The 17084-nt window shown below is 64.3% G+C and carries 17 protein-coding genes; 8 read left to right on the forward strand and 9 right to left on the reverse strand.

Annotated elements, in window-relative coordinates:
• The first annotated feature begins 15 nt into the window (after positions 1-15).
• Together APT59_RS03805 and APT59_RS03810 are read left to right on the forward strand one after the other, a co-directional pair.
• On the forward strand, positions 16-1170 hold the full coding sequence (locus APT59_RS03805) for a phospholipase D-like domain-containing protein (RefSeq protein ID WP_059313627.1): 1155 nt from the start codon (positions 16-18) through the stop codon (positions 1168-1170).
• Between the two features lie 148 nt (positions 1171-1318).
• Positions 1319-2551: an acyltransferase family protein gene (locus tag APT59_RS03810; RefSeq protein WP_059313628.1), complete on the forward strand. Its 1233-nt coding sequence runs from the start codon at positions 1319-1321 to the stop codon at positions 2549-2551.
• On the opposite strand, the gene APT59_RS03815 is transcribed toward APT59_RS03810, so the two are convergent.
• Together APT59_RS03815 and APT59_RS03820 are read right to left on the reverse strand one after the other, a co-directional pair.
• Positions 2548-2916, reverse strand: coding sequence for a putative quinol monooxygenase (locus tag APT59_RS03815; protein WP_059313629.1), 369 nt, complete (start codon positions 2914-2916; stop codon positions 2548-2550). The two genes, APT59_RS03810 and APT59_RS03815, sit on opposite strands and share 4 nt — an antisense overlap.
• A gap of 74 nt (positions 2917-2990) precedes the next feature.
• Positions 2991-3392 carry a ketosteroid isomerase-related protein gene (locus tag APT59_RS03820; protein ID WP_059313630.1) on the reverse strand — a complete coding sequence of 134 codons (402 nt, stop codon included), beginning with the start codon at positions 3390-3392 and terminating at the stop codon, positions 2991-2993.
• Positions 3393-3497: 105 nt separating this feature from the next.
• Between APT59_RS03820 and APT59_RS03825 the strand changes: the two genes are divergently transcribed.
• Together APT59_RS03825 and APT59_RS03830 are read left to right on the forward strand one after the other, a co-directional pair.
• Positions 3498-4085, forward strand: coding sequence for a GNAT family N-acetyltransferase (locus APT59_RS03825; RefSeq protein ID WP_059313631.1), 588 nt, complete (start codon positions 3498-3500; stop codon positions 4083-4085).
• Entirely contained in the window at positions 4082-4966 is an 885-nt protein-coding gene (locus APT59_RS03830; protein ID WP_059313632.1) for a carbon-nitrogen hydrolase family protein, read from the forward strand. Before APT59_RS03825 ends, APT59_RS03830 begins: the two co-directional genes overlap by 4 nt.
• Before the next feature lie 45 nt (positions 4967-5011).
• On the opposite strand, the gene APT59_RS03835 is transcribed toward APT59_RS03830, so the two are convergent.
• The 5 genes from APT59_RS03835 to yaaA all read right to left on the reverse strand — a co-directional run bounded on the left by APT59_RS03835 (position 5012) and on the right by yaaA (position 11366).
• Positions 5012-6532, reverse strand: a complete 1521-nt coding sequence (locus tag APT59_RS03835) for a fumarate hydratase (RefSeq protein ID WP_059313633.1) — start codon at positions 6530-6532, stop codon at positions 5012-5014.
• 230 nt (positions 6533-6762) lie between these two features.
• Complete coding sequence (locus APT59_RS03840) at positions 6763-7737, reverse strand: 2-hydroxyacid dehydrogenase (protein WP_059313634.1); 975 nt, start codon at positions 7735-7737, stop codon at positions 6763-6765.
• A gap of 25 nt (positions 7738-7762) precedes the next feature.
• Positions 7763-8626, reverse strand: coding sequence for a TIGR01459 family HAD-type hydrolase (locus APT59_RS03845; RefSeq protein WP_059313635.1), 864 nt, complete (start codon positions 8624-8626; stop codon positions 7763-7765).
• Positions 8627-8742: 116 nt separating this feature from the next.
• Positions 8743-10203 carry a mannose-1-phosphate guanylyltransferase/mannose-6-phosphate isomerase gene (locus APT59_RS03850; protein ID WP_059313636.1) on the reverse strand — a complete coding sequence of 487 codons (1461 nt, stop codon included), beginning with the start codon at positions 10201-10203 and terminating at the stop codon, positions 8743-8745.
• A 383-nt stretch (positions 10204-10586) separates the two neighbouring features.
• Entirely contained in the window at positions 10587-11366 is a 780-nt protein-coding gene (gene yaaA / locus APT59_RS03855) for a peroxide stress protein YaaA (protein ID WP_059313637.1), read from the reverse strand.
• 354 nt (positions 11367-11720) lie between these two features.
• Here yaaA and APT59_RS03860 point away from each other — a divergent pair, with 354 nt between their 5' ends.
• The 4 genes from APT59_RS03860 to moaE all read left to right on the forward strand — a co-directional run bounded on the left by APT59_RS03860 (position 11721) and on the right by moaE (position 14381).
• A complete protein-coding gene (locus tag APT59_RS03860) occupies positions 11721-13112 on the forward strand; it encodes a PhoH family protein (protein ID WP_059313638.1) in 1392 nt (463 codons plus the stop codon).
• Positions 13113-13198: 86 nt separating this feature from the next.
• Positions 13199-13675: a cyclic pyranopterin monophosphate synthase MoaC gene (gene moaC, locus APT59_RS03865; protein ID WP_059313639.1), complete on the forward strand. Its 477-nt coding sequence runs from the start codon at positions 13199-13201 to the stop codon at positions 13673-13675.
• On the forward strand, positions 13672-13923 hold the full coding sequence (locus tag APT59_RS03870) for a MoaD/ThiS family protein (protein ID WP_059313640.1): 252 nt from the start codon (positions 13672-13674) through the stop codon (positions 13921-13923). The genes moaC and APT59_RS03870 overlap by 4 nt, the downstream gene beginning before the upstream one ends.
• Before the next feature lie 2 nt (positions 13924-13925).
• Positions 13926-14381 (forward strand): molybdopterin synthase catalytic subunit MoaE, encoded by a 456-nt coding sequence (gene moaE, locus APT59_RS03875; RefSeq protein WP_059313641.1) that lies wholly within the window; start codon positions 13926-13928, stop codon positions 14379-14381.
• A gap of 143 nt (positions 14382-14524) precedes the next feature.
• On the opposite strand, the gene rhlB is transcribed toward moaE, so the two are convergent.
• Complete coding sequence (gene rhlB, locus APT59_RS03880) at positions 14525-16003, reverse strand: ATP-dependent RNA helicase RhlB (RefSeq protein ID WP_059313642.1); 1479 nt, start codon at positions 16001-16003, stop codon at positions 14525-14527.
• A gap of 95 nt (positions 16004-16098) precedes the next feature.
• Complete coding sequence (locus tag APT59_RS03885) at positions 16099-17049, reverse strand: GGDEF domain-containing protein (protein ID WP_059313643.1); 951 nt, start codon at positions 17047-17049, stop codon at positions 16099-16101.
• Positions 17050-17084 lie beyond the last annotated feature (35 nt).

Here is a 17084-nt window from a genome sequence, read left to right on the forward strand (position 1 = left end):
CACGGAGTAGGAAGCATGCGGGGCGCCGTCTTTCCATGGCGGGAAAACAACAGGTTCGAATTGCTGGTGGACGGCGGTCGGTTCTTTCCGGCCATGCTCGAATCCATTGCTGGCGCCAGTCGCCAGATCGATGTCGAACTCTATCTGGTGGAAGCCGGGAGCTGCTCCGAACAGCTGCTCGTGGCGCTGACCGAGGCGGCCCGCCGGGGCGTCGCGGTGCGCTGCCTGTTCGATGGCTTCGGCACCCTGCGGATGGACGCCGGCTTGCGCCGCCAGCTGGAGGAAGCGGGCGCCGAACTGCGCCTCTTCAATCCCGTGCGCTTCGGCCACGGCCTGCACAATCTGCACCGCGATCATCGCAAGATCTTCATCATCGACGGCGAAGAAGCCTTTGTCGGTGGCAGCGGCGCGACCGATGACTTCTGGGATCCGGCCAAGAGCGACTGCAACTGGCACGAGGTGATGGTGCGTATCCAGGGGCCGCTGGTGGAAGACTGGCTGGCGCTGTTCGAGCGGCAATGGGAGGCGGTCGGTCGCCGCCGCGCCTGGAAGCCGCGTCCGCGCCGCGGCCGCGAACGCCCACCACCACCACCGGCCGCCCAGGAAGGGCAGGGCCGGGTGGCCTATGCCGATGCCCGCCAGCACCGCGATATCCTCCAGGCGCTGATTCGTGCCCTGGTAGGGGGCCGCGAGCGCATCTGGTTCGCCACCCCCTATTTCCTGCCGACCTGGCGCGTGCGCTGGGCGTTACGGCGCGCCGCACGCCGCGGCGCGGACGTACGCCTGCTGCTCACCGGCCGGCATACCGACAACCCCCCGGTACGTTTCGCCGGGCAGCGCTACTACCGCAGCCTGTTGCGCGCCGGTGTGCGCATCTACGAATACCAGCCCAGGTTCATCCACGCCAAGATGGTGCTGGTGGACAACTGGGTCAGCGTCGGTTCCTGCAACTTCGATCACTGGAATCTGAGATTCAATTTGGAAGCCAACGTCGAAGCGGTCGATCGCGGCCTGAGCCAGGCGGTGGCGGCCAGCTTCGTCAAGGATTTCGCCCAGAGTCGCGAGATCACCCTGGAGTTCTGGCGCAGTCGTCCCTGGTGGCGGCGCGCCCGCGAATGGCTATGGGGCTCGCTGGATCGTTTGGTGATTGGTGTACTGGGGCGCGGTTAGCAGCCCCAGATGTCAGGTGCGGGTAACATAACCGATCCGGTGCGGTAGGCCGGACCCATCGTCCCGCGGACGAGGCCAGACGAGTAACGCCTTAGTGCAGAATTTAGATAAACACCGCTTCATTGGTCTGGAGTGGCTCAGGTTCCTGATGGGTTTCTATGTGGTCGTCTACCACACCATCCATTTCTATCCCGAGCGCAAGACCATTCCCCTGCTGGACGAAATCACCAGCATGGGCTTCTTCGCCACCAGCACCTTCTTCGTGCTCTCCGGTTTTCTGCTCGCCCATGTCTATTGCGGTCGCGGCAGCCTGCGTGAGCCGGCGCGCAGCTTCTGGGTCAAGAGATTCGCCAACCTCTATCCGATCCACATCTTCGCCCTGCTGCTGGCGATGGCGGTGGTGACCTGGATCGGCAACCTCGGCATACCGCCAGGCGCGGCCACGGCCAGCATTCGTTTCGTGGTGTTCGACACCAACGAGCCCCTGGCGCGCACCAACCCCGAGTTGTTCCAGCACTTCATGAGCAATGGCGAGCTGGCCTTCAACGCCGTGTTGCAGCTGTTCATGCTGCAGGCCTGGAATCCCTATTACCTGACCTTCAACGCGCCGCTCTGGTCGATTTCCGCGCTGTTCTTCTTTTACCTCACCTTTCCCAAGCTGGCCCCGCGACTGATGACCAGCAAGCGGCCCTGGCAGCTGTTGCTGCTGGTATGGGTGCTCTACCTGATCCCGCCGCTGCTGGTGATCGCCAACCAGAACTACGGCATGCCCTTCACCGGTCTCCTGCAGCGGGTACCGCTGTTCCGTCTGCCGGAGTTTCTCGCTGGCATCCTTCTGTATGCGATCTTCCGGCGCCAGTACCAGCGCGGCTGGGCGCCGTCGGAGCGGCAGCGGATGCTGTTGGCGAGCTACTTGATCCTGAGCTTCGCCGTGGGGACTGCGCTGTTCACTCATGGGCCCAAGTTCTGGTATTTCCTCTTCCACAACGGCCTGTTCCTGCCGTCGCAGCTGATCCTGGTCTACCTGGCCGCCCTGGCGAGGGAGCCTGCCAGTGAACTCATCCGCCATTGGTCGCCCCGGCTGGGGGCCGCGTCACTGTCCATGTTCGCCCTACATGTACCCCTGTCGGGCATCTACATGACCCTGGAACAGCTGATCGGTGGGAATCTCAAGGCGTGCCTGAGCGGCAATCGCGAGGTCTGCATCGCCGGGGCGGGGGCCTATACCAATTCCATCGTCTGGTATTGGCTGTTCCTGTTGGCGGTGGTGGTGCTTTGCGTACTGTTCCAGGAGCGGCTGGTGGTGCCGACCCGCAAGCGCATCCTCGCGGTGCTACTGCCACGGCTGGCGCCGCAGCAGAAGCCACCTGCGCCAGGCTAGCGGCGAAAACCTTCGGCCATGACGAAGAAGCGGGCGTTCAGCGCCGCCAGTGGCTCGCGTAGCTGCTCCAGCTGATCGGCCGCGCCGAATACCTCGAAGCGTTCCAGCGTCGCGATGGCCTGGGCCTGTTCCAGCAGATCGCCGACGTTGTCCAGGTGAGCAAGTAGCGCCTGGGCGTCGCGATAGCCTTCACGGCAACGCGCCGTGGCGCCGTCGTAGCAGAAGCCGTAGTAGAGGCAGCCGGGTTCGCTCTGGGTGCGCTGCAGCATGGCCTCGCCCAGGCGCTTGAAGGCCTCGACCTGATCAGGCTGGATGGCGAAGACGGGGGCCAGGCTGCAGACGGAATCGCTGGGAAGAGTAGGCATGGGAGCTCCAGGGGGCAGGGATCGTCTCCATGCGACCCCTGCGCGCGGACAGTGCTCCCGCCAGCTGACGGACGTCAGCCGCCGACCTGGGCGATCCAGTCGTTGAGGTTGTAGTAGTTGGTGACCCGCGCCACCTTGCCGTCGCGGATTTCGAAGAAGGCACCGGCTGGCAACTGGTAGGTCTGGCCGTCGGCAGCGGGCAGCCCTTCATCGCTGGCCAGGTATTCGCCGTGGACGACGAACTCGGCGGCAGCGCGCCGGCCATTGGGTTCGCTCATCACGACCAGATCGGTCAGCCGCTCGCGATAGCAGCGATTCATGTGCGCCATGAAGGTGGCGAAGGCGGCCTTGCCCACCTGCCGCTCGCCCTGATTGATGTCGTGGACCACGTCCTCGGTGAGCAGGTCGAGGAAACGCTCCATGTCGCCAGCATTGAAGGCGGCATAGTAGGCGTCGATAAGATCGGTCGTTGGCATGGCGGCTCCTGTCGTTGATGAAAAAACGGCGTTGCCGACGCATGGTAGGGTGCCTGGACAACGCCGACATAGCCATTCACGTCTCCTGCTTAACCAGAAGAGTCCATGGACATCCAACTTCTTCACGGCGCCGCCATCGCTCCGCTGATTCCCGAGCTTGCGGCACTGCGCATCGCGGTCTTTCGCAAGTTTCCCTACCTCTACGACGGCACCCTGGACTACGAGTCCCGCTATCTGCAGACCTACGCCAAGGCGCCAGACAGCCTCTGCGTGCTGGTCCGCGATGCCGGCCGGGTAGTGGGCGCTGCCACCGCCCTGCCGCTGGTGGACGAGACCCTGGAATTCCAGCAGCCCTTCCTCGCCCATGGTTGGCCACTAGAGCGGATTTACTATTTCGGCGAGTCCCTGCTGCTACCGGCCTACCGCGGCCAGGGACTCGGTCGGCGCTTCTTCGCCGAACGCGAGGCCCGCGCACGGCAGCTGGGGCGCTTCGCCTGGTGTGCCTTTTGCGCCGTGCAGCGCCCGGACGACCATCCGCGCCGTCCGGTGGGGTATCGACCCTTGCACGGTCTTTGGCGTGGTGAGGGCTTCGTCGAGCATCCGGAGTTGCTGACCCACTACCTCTGGCAGGATCTCGACGAGACGGCCGAATCGCCCAAGCCCATGACCTTCTGGCTCAAGGAGTTGCCATGATCCGCCTCGCCGCCTGCCAATACGCCATCGACCTGCTGGAGTCCTGGGATGCCTATGTCGCGCACCTGACCGACCTCTGTGAGGAGGCCGCAGCCGAAGGCAGTCATCTGCTGCTATTGCCCGAATACGCCGGCCTGGTGCTCAGCGGCCAGCTGCCGCCCCACGAGCGCAGCGACCTGCAGGGCTCCATTGCCGGCATCCAGCCACTGATTCCGGCTTGGCGCGACCTCTGTGAAAGCCTGGCGCGCCGGCTGCGGCTGTACCTGTTGCCCGGTTCGCTTCCCGTCCTCGATAGCGACGGCCAATACCGCAATCGCGCCTGGCTGTTCGGTCCCGAGGGCTGCCTGGGCCATCAGGACAAGCTGATGATGACCCGCTTCGAGCGAGAAGAGTGGAACATCTCCAGCGGCCGCCAAGGCTTGCGAGTATTCGATACGGCCCTCGGGCGTCTTGGCATCCTGATCTGCTACGACAGCGAATTTCCGCTGCTGGCCCGCCACCTGGCCGAAGCGGGAGCTGATCTGCTCCTGGTGCCGAGTTGCACCGATACCGCCGCCGGTTTCCACCGGGTACGGGTCGGCGCCCAGGCCCGGGCGCTGGAAAATCAGCTGGCGGTGCTGCAGGCGCCGACGGTGGGCTTGGCGCCCTGGTCGCCGGCGCTGGACGAAAACGTCGGCCGCGCCGGACTATTCGTCCCACCGGATCGCGGCATGCCGGCCGACGGGGTGGTCGCCCAAAGCAGCGAACTCTGTCCCGCCCTCAGTCAGTGGCTGTATGCCGATCTCGATCTGGAGGAGGTGCGACGGGTGAGGTCCCACGGCCAGGTATTCATCCGGCGCGATTGGCCGGACCAGTCGCGGGCATTGCAGCCCCGCCCCTGAATGAAAAAGCCCAGCACTGGGCTGGGCTTTTTCGTCGGGCGGCGCTTAGATCTCGACGGCGAGGCTGTCGGCGATCTTCTTCTGCCACACTTGCGGACCGGTGATGTGCACCGACTCGCCACGGGTGTCGACGGCCACGGTCACCGGCATGTCCTTGACCTCGAACTCGTAGATGGCTTCCATCCCCAGTTCCGGGAAGGCCAGCACCTGGGAGCCCTTGATGGCCTGGGCCACCAGGTAGGCGGCGCCACCGACGGCCATCAGGTACACCGCCTTGTGGTCCTTGATCGCCTCGATGGCGATGGGGCCGCGTTCGGACTTGCCGATCATGCCCAGCAGACCGGTCTGGTCGAGGATCTGGCGGGTGAACTTGTCCATGCGGGTGGCCGTGGTGGGACCGGCTGGCCCCACCACCTCGTCGCCTACCGGATCGACCGGGCCGACGTAGTAGATGAAGCGGCCCTTGAGGTCCACCGGCAGCGGCTCGCCCTTGTTGAGCATGTCGACCATGCGCTTGTGGGCGGCGTCGCGACCGGTGAGCATCTTGCCGTTGAGCAGGACGGTCTCGCCCGGTTGCCAGCTCTGCACCTCTTCCGGGGTCAGGGTGTCGAGGTCGACGCGACGAGCGCTCGGACCGGCTTCCCAGACGACTTCCGGATAGGCGTCCAGCGGCGGGGCTTCCAGCGCGGCGGGGCCGGAGCCGTCGAGCACGAAGTGGGCGTGGCGGGTGGCGGCGCAGTTGGGGATCATGCACACCGGCAGGGAGGCGGCGTGGGTCGGATAGTCCTTGATCTTGACGTCCAGCACCGTGGTCAGGCCGCCCAGGCCCTGGGCGCCGATGCCCAGCTGGTTGACCTTGTCGAAGATCTCCAGGCGCAACTCTTCCAGACGATTCTGCGGGCCGCGGGCCTTCAGCTCATGGATGTCGATCTCGTCCATCAGCGATTCCTTGGCCAGCACCGCGGCCTTCTCGGCGGTGCCGCCGATGCCGATGCCCAGCATGCCCGGCGGACACCAGCCGGCGCCCATGGTCGGCACGGTCTTGAGCACCCAGTCGACGATGGAATCGGACGGGTTGAGCATGGCCATCTTCGACTTGTTCTCGGAGCCGCCGCCCTTGGCCGCGACATCGATCTCCACGGTGTTGCCGGTGACGATCTGGTAGTGGATCACCGCCGGGGTGTTGTCCTTGGTGTTCCGGCGAGCACCGGCCGGGTCGGCCAGGATCGAGGCGCGCAGGACGTTTTCCGGCAGGTTGTAGGCGCGACGGACGCCTTCGTTGATCATCTCGTCCAGGCTCAGGGTGGCGCCGTCCCAACGCACGTCCATGCCAACCTTGGCGAACACGGTGACGATGCCGGTGTCCTGGCAGATCGGACGGTGGCCGGTGGCGCACATCCGCGAGTTGATCAAAATCTGGGCGATGGAGTCGCGCGCGGCGGCGGATTCTTCGCGCAGATAGGCCTCGTGCATGGCCTGGATGAAGTCGACGGGGTGGTAATAGGAGATGAACTGCAGGGCGTCGGCAACGCTCTGGATCAGGTCATCCTGCTTGATCACGGTCATGTACGCGCTCCTCTTGGCGGTTTCTTGCGTCTCGGCCACGGGCGGTGGCGAGACGGGCGCGCAATTCGGGTCGCACGGACCGGGCCGCGAAGGGGCCCGATCGGAGGGGTGGCCTGGACACACTGAGAGAGGCCCACCCGGCCGGGCGGCCGACCCGAGAGCGGCGCGGCAGTATAGCCTTTAAGGGGCCGTACGGCACGCCACCTGGGACGGCAGCGGGCGATCAGCGCTCAGCGGCGCTCCAGAGCCGCCGGATTGACCAGGTCGGTCGGCTGCTTGCCTTCGAGGGCCGCAATCAGGTTGTCCACCGCCCGCTCCGCCATGGCGTAGCGCGTTTCGTGGGTGGCCGAGCCAATGTGCGGCAGGGTCACCACGTTGGGCAGCTCGAACAGTGGCGAGGCGTCCAGGGGCTCGCGGGTATAGACGTCCAGGCCCGCGCCGCGGATTTGGCCACTGCTTAGGGCCTCGATCAGCGCCGGCTCGTCGATGACCGGGCCGCGCGCCAGATTGATCAGGATGGCGCTGGATTTCATCAGCCCCAATTCGCGTGCACCTATGAGTCCTTCGGTAGCCGCCGACAGAGGCACCACCAGGCAGACGAAGTCGGCCTCGCGGAGCAGGTCGTCCAGCTCGCGGCGCTGGGCATCCATCTGCTCTTCCAGCTCGGGTTTGGCACTGTTGGCGGTGTAGAGGATCGGCATGTCGAAGCCGAAATGGCCGCGCTTGGCGATGGCCGCGCCAATGCGGCCGGCGCCGACGATGCCCAGGGTACGGCCATGGATATCGGTGCCGAAGTGCTCTTCACCGATGCCCTTGCGCCAGAGACCGGCCTTGACGAAGGCATCCAGCTCCGGCACCCGCCGGGCGGCGCTCATCAGCAGGGTGAAGCCCAGGTCGGCAGTGGTGTCGGTGAGCACGTCCGGGGTATTGGTGAGCAGGATGCCCCGCTTGGTCAGGTAGTCCACATCGTAGCTGTCGTAGCCAACCGACACGCTGGCGATGGCTTCCAGGGTGGTGGCCATTTCCAGCTCCTTCTCACCCAGCTTGCGGCTGGCACCGATCAGGCCCTGGGCCTTGGCGGCGGAGGCAGCGAAGAGGTCGACGTTGGCACTGAAGGGAATCACCTCGACCGTGAAGTGCTGGCGCAGACGCTCCACCAGCTCTTCGGGCAGGCGGTTGAAGACCATTACGTGCTTCTTGCTCATCGATACCTCGGCGTGTGGAAAAGGGTTAGGCCAGACCCGCCGCCGCGAAACGCGGTAGCGCAGGATGCTGGTCCAGCAGCGGCGCCAGGCCCTCGCGGGTAGGCTCCTGATTGAAGTCCAGCCCCAGGGCCTCGCGGTGGATGCCGGTGGCGGCCAACCAGAGACAATCGATCTCCGCGGCCACCGCACCCGGCACATCGGTCACCAGGGAGTCGCCGACGAACAGCAGGCGCCTGGCGCCACGCGTGGCCAGTTCCTCTGCAGCGCAGCGGAAGGCATAGGGATCGGGCTTGCCGTACCAGGTGACCTCGCCACCCAGGGCGGCGAAGCGATCGGCCAGCTTGCCGGCCGCATAGAAGGGTAGACCGCCGGACACCACGTTACGATCCGGGTTGGCGCAGAGAAAAGGCTTGTCCAGGGCAGTCGCCAAGGGCGCGAAGCGGGTCTCCAGCTCGTCTTCCGGAAAGCTGCCGACGCCGAGGATGATGGCTGCCTGGTCGATCTCCTCGACGAAGCGCTCGCGGATCTCCGCGGGCCAGCCCGCCTGGCCGGTTCCGGGGCCGGACAGGTAGATGCCGCCCTCGCGGAATTTCGCATCCTGCAGGAAGGCATCGATGGCCAACTGGCCCGAGGTGGTGATGCCGGCGAAGAGTTCGCGTGGCACGCCCAGCTTGCCCAGTTCCTCGACCATGCCGGCGGCGTCGCGGGAGGCGTTGCTGAGGAACCATACCGGCTTGCCCTCGGCAGCGCGGCGCTCCAGCCACGCACGGGCGCCGGGAAAGGTCTCGTAGCCGTCGATCAGCACGCCCCAGAGGTCGAGGATGAAGCCGTCGTAGGCGGCCAGCGCCTCGTCCAGTTGATCGAGGCGGAGCAGGGTGGGAGAGGTCATGCAGCGGATCCGATGGCGAAAAAGAGAAACGACAAGCCTAACCGGTTTGCCGAGCGCTTGCCGAAAACGCAGACACCGGCCTTGGCCGGTGTCTGGGGATTGCCGTGAGTCGGGGCTTAGCGGGTGGACGCCTTGCCTGCCTTGGCGACTTCCAGGGCCTGGGTGTCGACGCGGCCGTAGATGTCTTCGAAGCGAACGATGTCGTCCTCGCCCAGGTAGCCACCGGACTGCACTTCGATCAGCTCCAGCGGTACCTTGCCGGGGTTGGCCAGGCGGTGCACGGAGGTCATCGGCAGGTAGGTGGACTGGTTCTCGGTCAGCAGGAAGACCTTGTCGTCACAGGTGACTTCGGCGGTACCGGACACCACGATCCAGTGCTCGGCGCGGTGATGGTGCATCTGCAGCGACAGCTGGGCGCCCGGCTTGACGGTGATGCGCTTGACCTGGAAACGCTGGCCCATGTCGATGGAGTCGTAGCAACCCCAGGGACGGAAGACTTCCTGGTGCGCCTTGACCTCTTTGCGATCCTGCTTCTCGAGGGCGTTGACCAGCTTCTTGACGTCCTGGACCTTGTCCTTGTGGGCGATCATGACCGCGTCCTTGGTTTCCACCACGACCACGTTTTCCAGACCGACCAAAGTCACCAGCTTGCCATTGCCGTGCACCAGGCAGTTGTGGCTGTCATGCAGGACGACGTCGCCCTTGATGACGTTGCCATTGCTGTCCTTGGCATGGACGTCCCACAGCGCGGACCAGGAACCGACATCGTTCCAGCCGGCGCTCATCGGCACCACGCAGGCACGAGTGGTCTTTTCCATGACGGCGTAGTCGATGGAATTGTCCGGGCAGACGGCAAAGGTGGCCGCATCGATGCTGATGTTGATGCCGTCGATGCTGCTGCGCTCCAGCGCCAGCAGGCAGGTGTCATAGATGTCGGTGTCGTGCTTCTTCAGCTCTTCCAGGAAACGGCTGGCGCGGAACAGGAAGATGCCGCTGTTCCAGCAGTAGTCACCGGAGGCCACGTATTCGGTGGCGGTGACGGCGTCAGGCTTCTCGACGAAGCGTTCGACGTGAGACACGCCCTGGGGCAGACCCTCGTTGGAACCGGTCTTGATGTAGCCGTAGCCGGTCTCGGGCGCGGTGGCCGGGATACCGAACAGCACCATCTCGCCACGCTCGGCGGCGGCGGCAGCCTGCTGCAGGGCCGCCTTGAACTGGGCTTCGTCCTCGATCACGTGATCGGCGGGCAGCACCAGCATCAGGTCGTCCTTGCCGTCGGCGACCAGCTGCATGGCAGCGATGGCCACGGCCGGCGCGGTGTTGCGACCGAAGGGTTCCATGATCAGGGCCTGGGGCTTGCACTCGACGGCCTTGAGCTGCTCTTCCACCAGATAGCGGTGTTCGGCGTTGCAGACGATGATGGGGCAAGCGATGTTGCCCTCGCAGCCCAGGCGATTGATGGTCTCCTGGAACATGGTCTGTTCACTGGTCAGAGCCAGGAACTGCTTGGGGTAGAGCTTGCGCGAGAGGGGCCAGAGTCGCGAGCCGCTACCACCGGACAGGATGACGGGAATCATGGGCGTTACTCCTTCAGCGTCTGCTGATTTGTGGCCGCTGTCCCTGAGGTCGGGACGAAGCGTCCATGCTTCGAAAGATCAACCGCCGAATAATCGGTCGGTACAAATTGAACGTGCGGACAGATTGCCATTGGCCGGCATGACCCAGGGCAAGGACCAGACAAAGACAGAATCAAACGAAAGTGGTTCTCAGCGAAGTTTCCTTTTTCCGGAATAACGGCAGTTTTGAGAGTTCCGACAAGTTTTCCTGCTCGGAAGGCCGTTTATGCGCTGAGAATTTTTATTGGAGGGAGATGACAGTCTTTCACGGGAGCCGGGACTAGGGTGTGATCGCCTAGTCAATTCGGCGGAATGCCTCCAAATGCTCCCGGTTGATCGTCGAATTAATCTGCTGCTACATCACGCAGAAATACCAGCTTGTCGGCTGTAGATCGCTCCGTCGAGTAGCGATAGCCCTGATCGTCGAAATCCCGCAGGTCATCCACCAGGGTGATGCGCTGCTTGATCACATGCCGTGCCATCAGGCCCCGTGCCTTCTTGGCATAGAAGCTGATGATCTTGTAGTCGCCATTCTTGAGGTCGCGAAATTCCACATCGACGACCCGGGCCTGCAGGCGAGCGCGGCGCACCGCGCTGAAATACTCGTTCGAGGCCAGATTCAGCAGGATGTCATCGCCCTGGGCCGCGAGGTCCGCCTTGAGCCAGTCACTAATACGGTCGCCCCAGAAAGCATAGAGGTCCTTGCCGCGCGCATTGGCGAATTTGGTGCCCATCTCCAGGCGATAGGGTTGCATCAGATCCAGCGGACGCAACAGGCCATAGAGTCCGGACAACATGCGCAGGTGGCGCTGGGCGAAGTCGAAGTCGTCTTCCTGAAAGTCTTCGGCGGCAAGGCCCGTATAGACGTCACCCTTGAACGCCAGCAGCGCCTGCTTGGCATTGTCTGGCGTGAAGTCCGGGGTCCAGCTGCCGAAGCGGGCGACGTTGAGGGTGGCGATCTTGTCGGACACGCCCATGAGCTGAGCGACCTCAGCCGGTGCGAGCGTCTTGAGTCCGTCGATCAGCTCGCGGGAGTGCTCCAGGTATTGCGGCAGGGTATGGCGGGACGTGCTCGGCGGTGTGCTGTAGTCCAGCGTCTTGGCAGGTGAAATCACCATCAGCATCGGCTTGGCTCCTCTTGGCGAGGCGCCATTCTAGAAGCCTCCGTCGCCGGGCTCCAGTGGGCCTTGCCCATGGGATCGATAGGTATTGACCACGGCCGCGGAGCGACGTTGCCTGGCCGGATGGCAAGATCGACGGGGCCGTGAAAAAAATCGAACGCGGCCAAAAAAAGCTTTTGTGCCCAAGGGCTTTTGCGTTATTACCGAAGTGTCCGTCGCATCTCCCGGGTCCCGTGCCCTCATGTTGGCCGGTCCGTGAACCCGTTGCTGGAGCGACGGCACCTTTCGCCGCGGAGCGTCTGCTGACGCTCCGTCGACTGGCTTGCGAGTCAAGCGTTTCTGACGAGGTGACCGAGTATGGATGATCACGGACGTTCCCGCCCCACCCAGCCCACCCTCTATGTGCTCGACACCAACGTACTGATCCACGACCCCAACGCGCTGCTCAATTTCGAAGAGCATCACGTCGCCATTCCCATGACGGTCCTGGAGGAACTCGACAAGCTCAAGACCGGCAAGCACAACGTTGCCGCCGAGTGCCGGCAGGCGATCCGCCTGATCGACAGTGTCCTCGCCGAATCCTCGCCCGAGGACGTCGAGCGGGGCGTACCCATTCCCCGCGGCAAGGGCGAGGCCAAGGGGCGACTGTCCATTCTCATGAGCCGCCGCGCCGGCCCCATGGCCTGCCTGCCCGACGACATCAACGACAACCGCATCATCAACCAGCTCGTCGAATTGCGTACCCAGCATCCCCAGGAGCGGGTGGTGCTAGTCACCAAGGACATCAACATGCGCCTCAAGGCGCGGGGCTGTGGCATCGCCGCGGAGGACTACCAGACCGACCAGCTGCTCGACGACGTCTCCCTGCTATCCCAGGGTTATCACAATCTACCCGGGTCCTTCTGGGACAACGTGAGCAAGGTGGAAAGTCGCCAGGAGCTGGGCCGGGTCTGGCACCGGGTGCAGCTGTCCGCCGAATTGCCGCCGTTCAACGTCAACGACTTCGTGCTCGACGAGCAGGGTTTCGTTGGCTGGGTCAAGGCGGTACGCGACGGTGAGGTCATCCTGCTGGACATGCATCAGGAACCGCTGATGCATCAGGAGGCCTGGGGGCTCAAGCCACGGGACATCTATCAGGCATTGGCGCTGTTCGCCCTGCTGGAGCCGGACATCCACCTGGTCAACCTGACCGGTGCCGCGGGTTCGGGCAAGACCATCCTGGCGTTGGCCGCGGCCATCGAACAGACCATGGTCACCAAGAGATATCGGCGGATCATCGCCACCCGCAGCGTCCAGGGCCTGGACGAGGACATCGGCTTTCTGCCCGGCACCGAGGCCGAGAAGATGGAGCCCTGGCTGGGTGCCATCACCGACAACCTCGAAGCCCTGCACATGGATGACCACAACCCCCACGGCAGCGTGGACTACATCCTCAGCAAGGTGCCGCTGCAATTCAAATCCCTGAACTACATCCGTGGTCGCAGCTTCCAGCAGAGCCTGATCCTCATCGACGAATGCCAGAACCTCACCCCGCACCAGATGAAGACCATCATCACCCGCGCCGGTAGCGGCTCCAAGGTGATCTGCCTGGGCAACCTGGCGCAGATCGATACGCCTTACCTCTCCGCCACCAGCTCGGGTCTCACCTACCTCTCCGAGCGCTTCAAGGGCTTCAACCACGGGGTGCACATCACTCTCCAGGGCGTGCCCCGGTCCATCCTCGCCGAATACGCCGAGGCTCATCTGTAAAGGCCATGATCCCCGCCTGGCCAGGGGCGGGGATCAAATCTCCCACGGCAGGTCTACAATGGCAGGTCCTTTTCAGGAGTCATGCCGTGCTGACCCATCTCGATTCCCAAGGCCGTGCCAACATGGTCGACGTCACCGACAAGCAGGTGACCTTCCGTGAAGCCACGGCCGAAGCCCGGGTGCGCATGCGTCCGGACACCCTCGAACTCATCCAGAGTGGCGGCCACCCCAAGGGCGATGTCTTTGCCGTGGCGCGCATCGCCGGTATCCAGGCAGCCAAGAAAACCGCCGATCTCATTCCGCTCTGCCATCCGCTGATGCTGACCAGCGTCAAGGTCCACCTGACCGCTGAAGCACCGGATGCGGTACGTATCGCTGCCACCTGCAAGCTGTCCGGCCAGACCGGGGTGGAAATGGAAGCCCTGACCGCAGCCAGCGTGGCGGCCCTGACCCTCTATGACATGTGCAAGGCGGTCGATCGCGGGATGACCATCGAGGCGGTGCGCCTGCTGGAAAAGAGCGGTGGCAAAAGCGGTCATTTCCGCGCCGAGGAGCAAGCATGATCCGCGTGCAATTCTTTGCCCGCTATCGCGAGGTCCTGGGCTGCGCCGAGGAAAATCTCGCCTGGGAGCCGGACTTGGCCACCGTGGGTGATCTGCGGGAGCATCTGGTCCAGCGTGGCGGGCTCTGGGCCGATACGCTGGGCGAGCGCGGGCTGATGTGCGCGCGCAATGAGGAGCTCTGTGGCCTGGCCGAGCCGTTGCACAACGGTGATGAGGTCGCCTTCTTTCCCACCGTGACCGGAGGTTGACCATGGCCATTCGTGTACAGGCTGCGGCTTTCGACCCCGGCCAAGAGCTCAATGCCCTGCATGCGGCCAACACCGGCATTGGCGCCGTCGTGGGCTTCGTCGGCTATGTGCGGGACTTCAACGACGGTCGAGACGTGGGTGGGTTGTTCCTCGAACACTTTCCCGGCATGACCGAGAAGGCACTGGCGCGCATCGTGGAGGAGGCGGGTCAGCGCTGGCCGCTGCTCAACGTCGATATTCTGCATCGTATCGGCCGGCTCGAGCCGGGCGAGCCCATCGTCTTCGTGGGCACCGCCAGCGCTCACCGTCAGGCTGCCTTCGAGGCCTGCAACTTCGTGATGGACTATCTCAAGACCCGCGCGCCTTTCTGGAAAAAGGAGGAGACGGCCGAGGGTCCACGCTGGGTGGAAGGTCGCGCCAGCGATCAGGATGCCGCGGAGCGTTGGACGAAGGGATGACAAGGTAGGGTGGAAAACCGCACAGCGTTTTCCACGTGGTGACCCGCCTGCCAGGTGGATAAGGCTGCGCCGTTATCCACCCTGCGGAGGTGCCGGCTGCCCTGGCGAGACCGGCAGGGCAGCCTTCGGCAGTGGCGCTGGTCTCAACGCTGCCGCGGGACCGGCTTGAGCAGCTCGGCCGGCGGCATCTCGCAGCCGATCTTGCGGCCCAGCAGGGCTTCGATGGGTGGCAGGGCGAAGGAGTCGTCTTCGCCGGCGAAGCTGATGGAGGTACCGGTGGCACCGGCGCGGCCGGTACGGCCGATGCGGTGCACGTAGTCGTCCGGGTCTTCCGGCAGGGTGAAGTTGATCACGTGGCTGATGCCGTCGACGTGAATGCCGCGACCGGCCACGTCGGTCGCCACCAGCACGCGGATCTTGCCGGCGCGGAAGCCTTCGAGGGTCTTGATACGCTTGTGCTGAGGCACGTCGCCGGACATCTGGGCCGCGCTGATGCCGTCCTTGGTCAGGCGCTCTTCGATACGGCGCACCTCGTCGCGACGGTTGGCGAACACCATCACCCGCTCCCAGTTGTTCTGGGCGACCAGGTTGTAGAGTAGGCGATACTTGTCGCTGGAGGACACGGCGTAGACGTGCTGCTCGACGGTATCGCTGGCCACGCTTTCCGGCTCGATCTCGACGATGGCCGGATCAGTGGTCCACTGCCGTGCCAGGTTCATCACGTCATCGGTGAAGGTGGCGGAGAACAGCAGGGTCTGGCGTTCGCTCTTGGGCGGCGTCTGGCGGATGATCTGGCGGACCTGGGGGATGAAGCCCATATCCAGCATGCGGTCGGCCTCGTCCAGCACCATCACCTCGACCATATCCAGGTGCACCTCACCGCGCTGGTTGAAGTCCAGCAGACGGCCGGGGGTGGCGACCAGGATGTCGCAATAGCGTGCTTCGAGCTGCTTGAGCTGCTTGTCGAAGTCCATGCCGCCGACAAAGCTCATGACGTTCAGGCCGGTGTACTTGGCCAGATCCAGGGCGTCGTTGGCGATCTGCACCACCAGCTCGCGGGTTGGCGCGATGATCAGTGCCCGCGGCTCACCCATGTACCTTTCCTTGGGCGGCGGGGTGGTCAGCAGCTGGGTGATCGTCGAGATCAGGAAAGCAGCGGTCTTGCCGGTGCCGGTCTGCGCACGGCCAATGGCGTCCTTGCCCTTGAGGGTAAAGCCCAGTACTTCCGCCTGGATCGGCGTGCAGTAGGGAAAGCCAAGGTCATGGATGCCGTGCATCAGGCGCGGATCCAGCTTGAAGTCGTGGAAGCGCGTCTTGCCTTCCTGCGGCTCGACCGCGAAGTCTTCCAGCTTCCAGGTGTCAACCGGCTTGGGCTTGCGCGGGCTGCGTTCACGACGCGGCTTGGCAGTCTTGTCCGCCTGAGGGCGGGGCTCCTGGGCGCGGGCTTCGTTCTGGTTCCGGGGTTTGCGTGGCGGCCGCTCGACCTGGGGCTCGAGTGCGGCCGGGGCGGGAGCGGAGGGAGCTGCGGGAGCGACGCTGGGGGTAGCTTGGGGCGCAGGAGAGGGGGTCGGCTGAGCGACCTCCTGATCCTTGCCCAGAAATTTTTTGAGTGCCTTGAGCACGGAGGGTCTCGATCATCGAAAGCGGAATGAGACCGCAGTGTAAAGCAACCGACGTGCCCGGCAACAACTACCTGCCGAACACGGGCGCAATCGGATCAGCCGCTGATCCGATTGCGCCCGGCATTCTTGGCCTGATAGAGCGACTTGTCCGCGCGCCCTACCAGCTCCTCCAGGGAGTCGGCCTTGCGCATCTGGGCCAGCCCGATCGACACCGTGACGCCCGGCAGCTTGCCGCAGGGCGAATAGAAGTCCTTGATCTCCGCCAGGCTCTGGCGCAGCCGTTCAGCGATGGCAATCGCCTCGTCGCGATCGATCTCTGGCAACAGGATGACGAATTCCTCGCCACCATAGCGCGCCATGCTGTCCTTGGGTCTCAGCTGGTCGCGCAAGGTGTTGGCGACCAGGCACAGGGCATAGTCGCCCGCCAGGTGGCCGTGGGTATCGTTGTAGCGCTTGAAGTGGTCCACATCGAGCATCAGCAGGCTCAGGGGCTGTCGATTGAAGGCGCAGCGGGTGCTTTCGCGCTCGAACAGCTGCTCCAGGCGGCGACGATTGAAGAGGCCAGTGAGCGTATCGACGTTGGCATTGCGCTCGGTATCGACGATGAGCTGGTTGCCACGGCGCATCCGCTCGCAGAGGATGCCGAGCAGGTTGTGCATGGCCTTGGAGGAGCGCTCGATCAGTTCGAGTACCAGGTCGCGATGCAGGCAGAGCACCTGGGTATCGGCCTCGGCGATGACATAGGCGCTGGGCCGCTCGCTGTCCATGAAGCTGATCTCGCCAGAGCACTCGCCCGGGCCGAGCAGATAGATGGGGGGATTGTCCGGCGAGCCCAGGTGGACCCGCAGACGACCTTCCAGAATAAGGTACATGTACTGGTTGGTCATGGCCGGTGACAGCAGGCATTCGCCTGCCACCAGGCTACGGGTGACCGAGCGGGCGATGAGCGCTTCCAGCAGAAAGTTCTCCACGCCCTTGAACAGGCGGAGGTCTTTCAGGGACGCGACCGGAACTTCGGCCAGCCATACCGACAAGGGGGCAGCCATCAACACATCACCTCGGGGGCTGAAAGGAAAACTCG

The organism is Pseudomonas oryzihabitans (assembly GCF_001518815.1).
GTDB classification, from domain to species: Bacteria; Pseudomonadota; Gammaproteobacteria; order Pseudomonadales; family Pseudomonadaceae; genus Chryseomonas; species Chryseomonas oryzihabitans_E.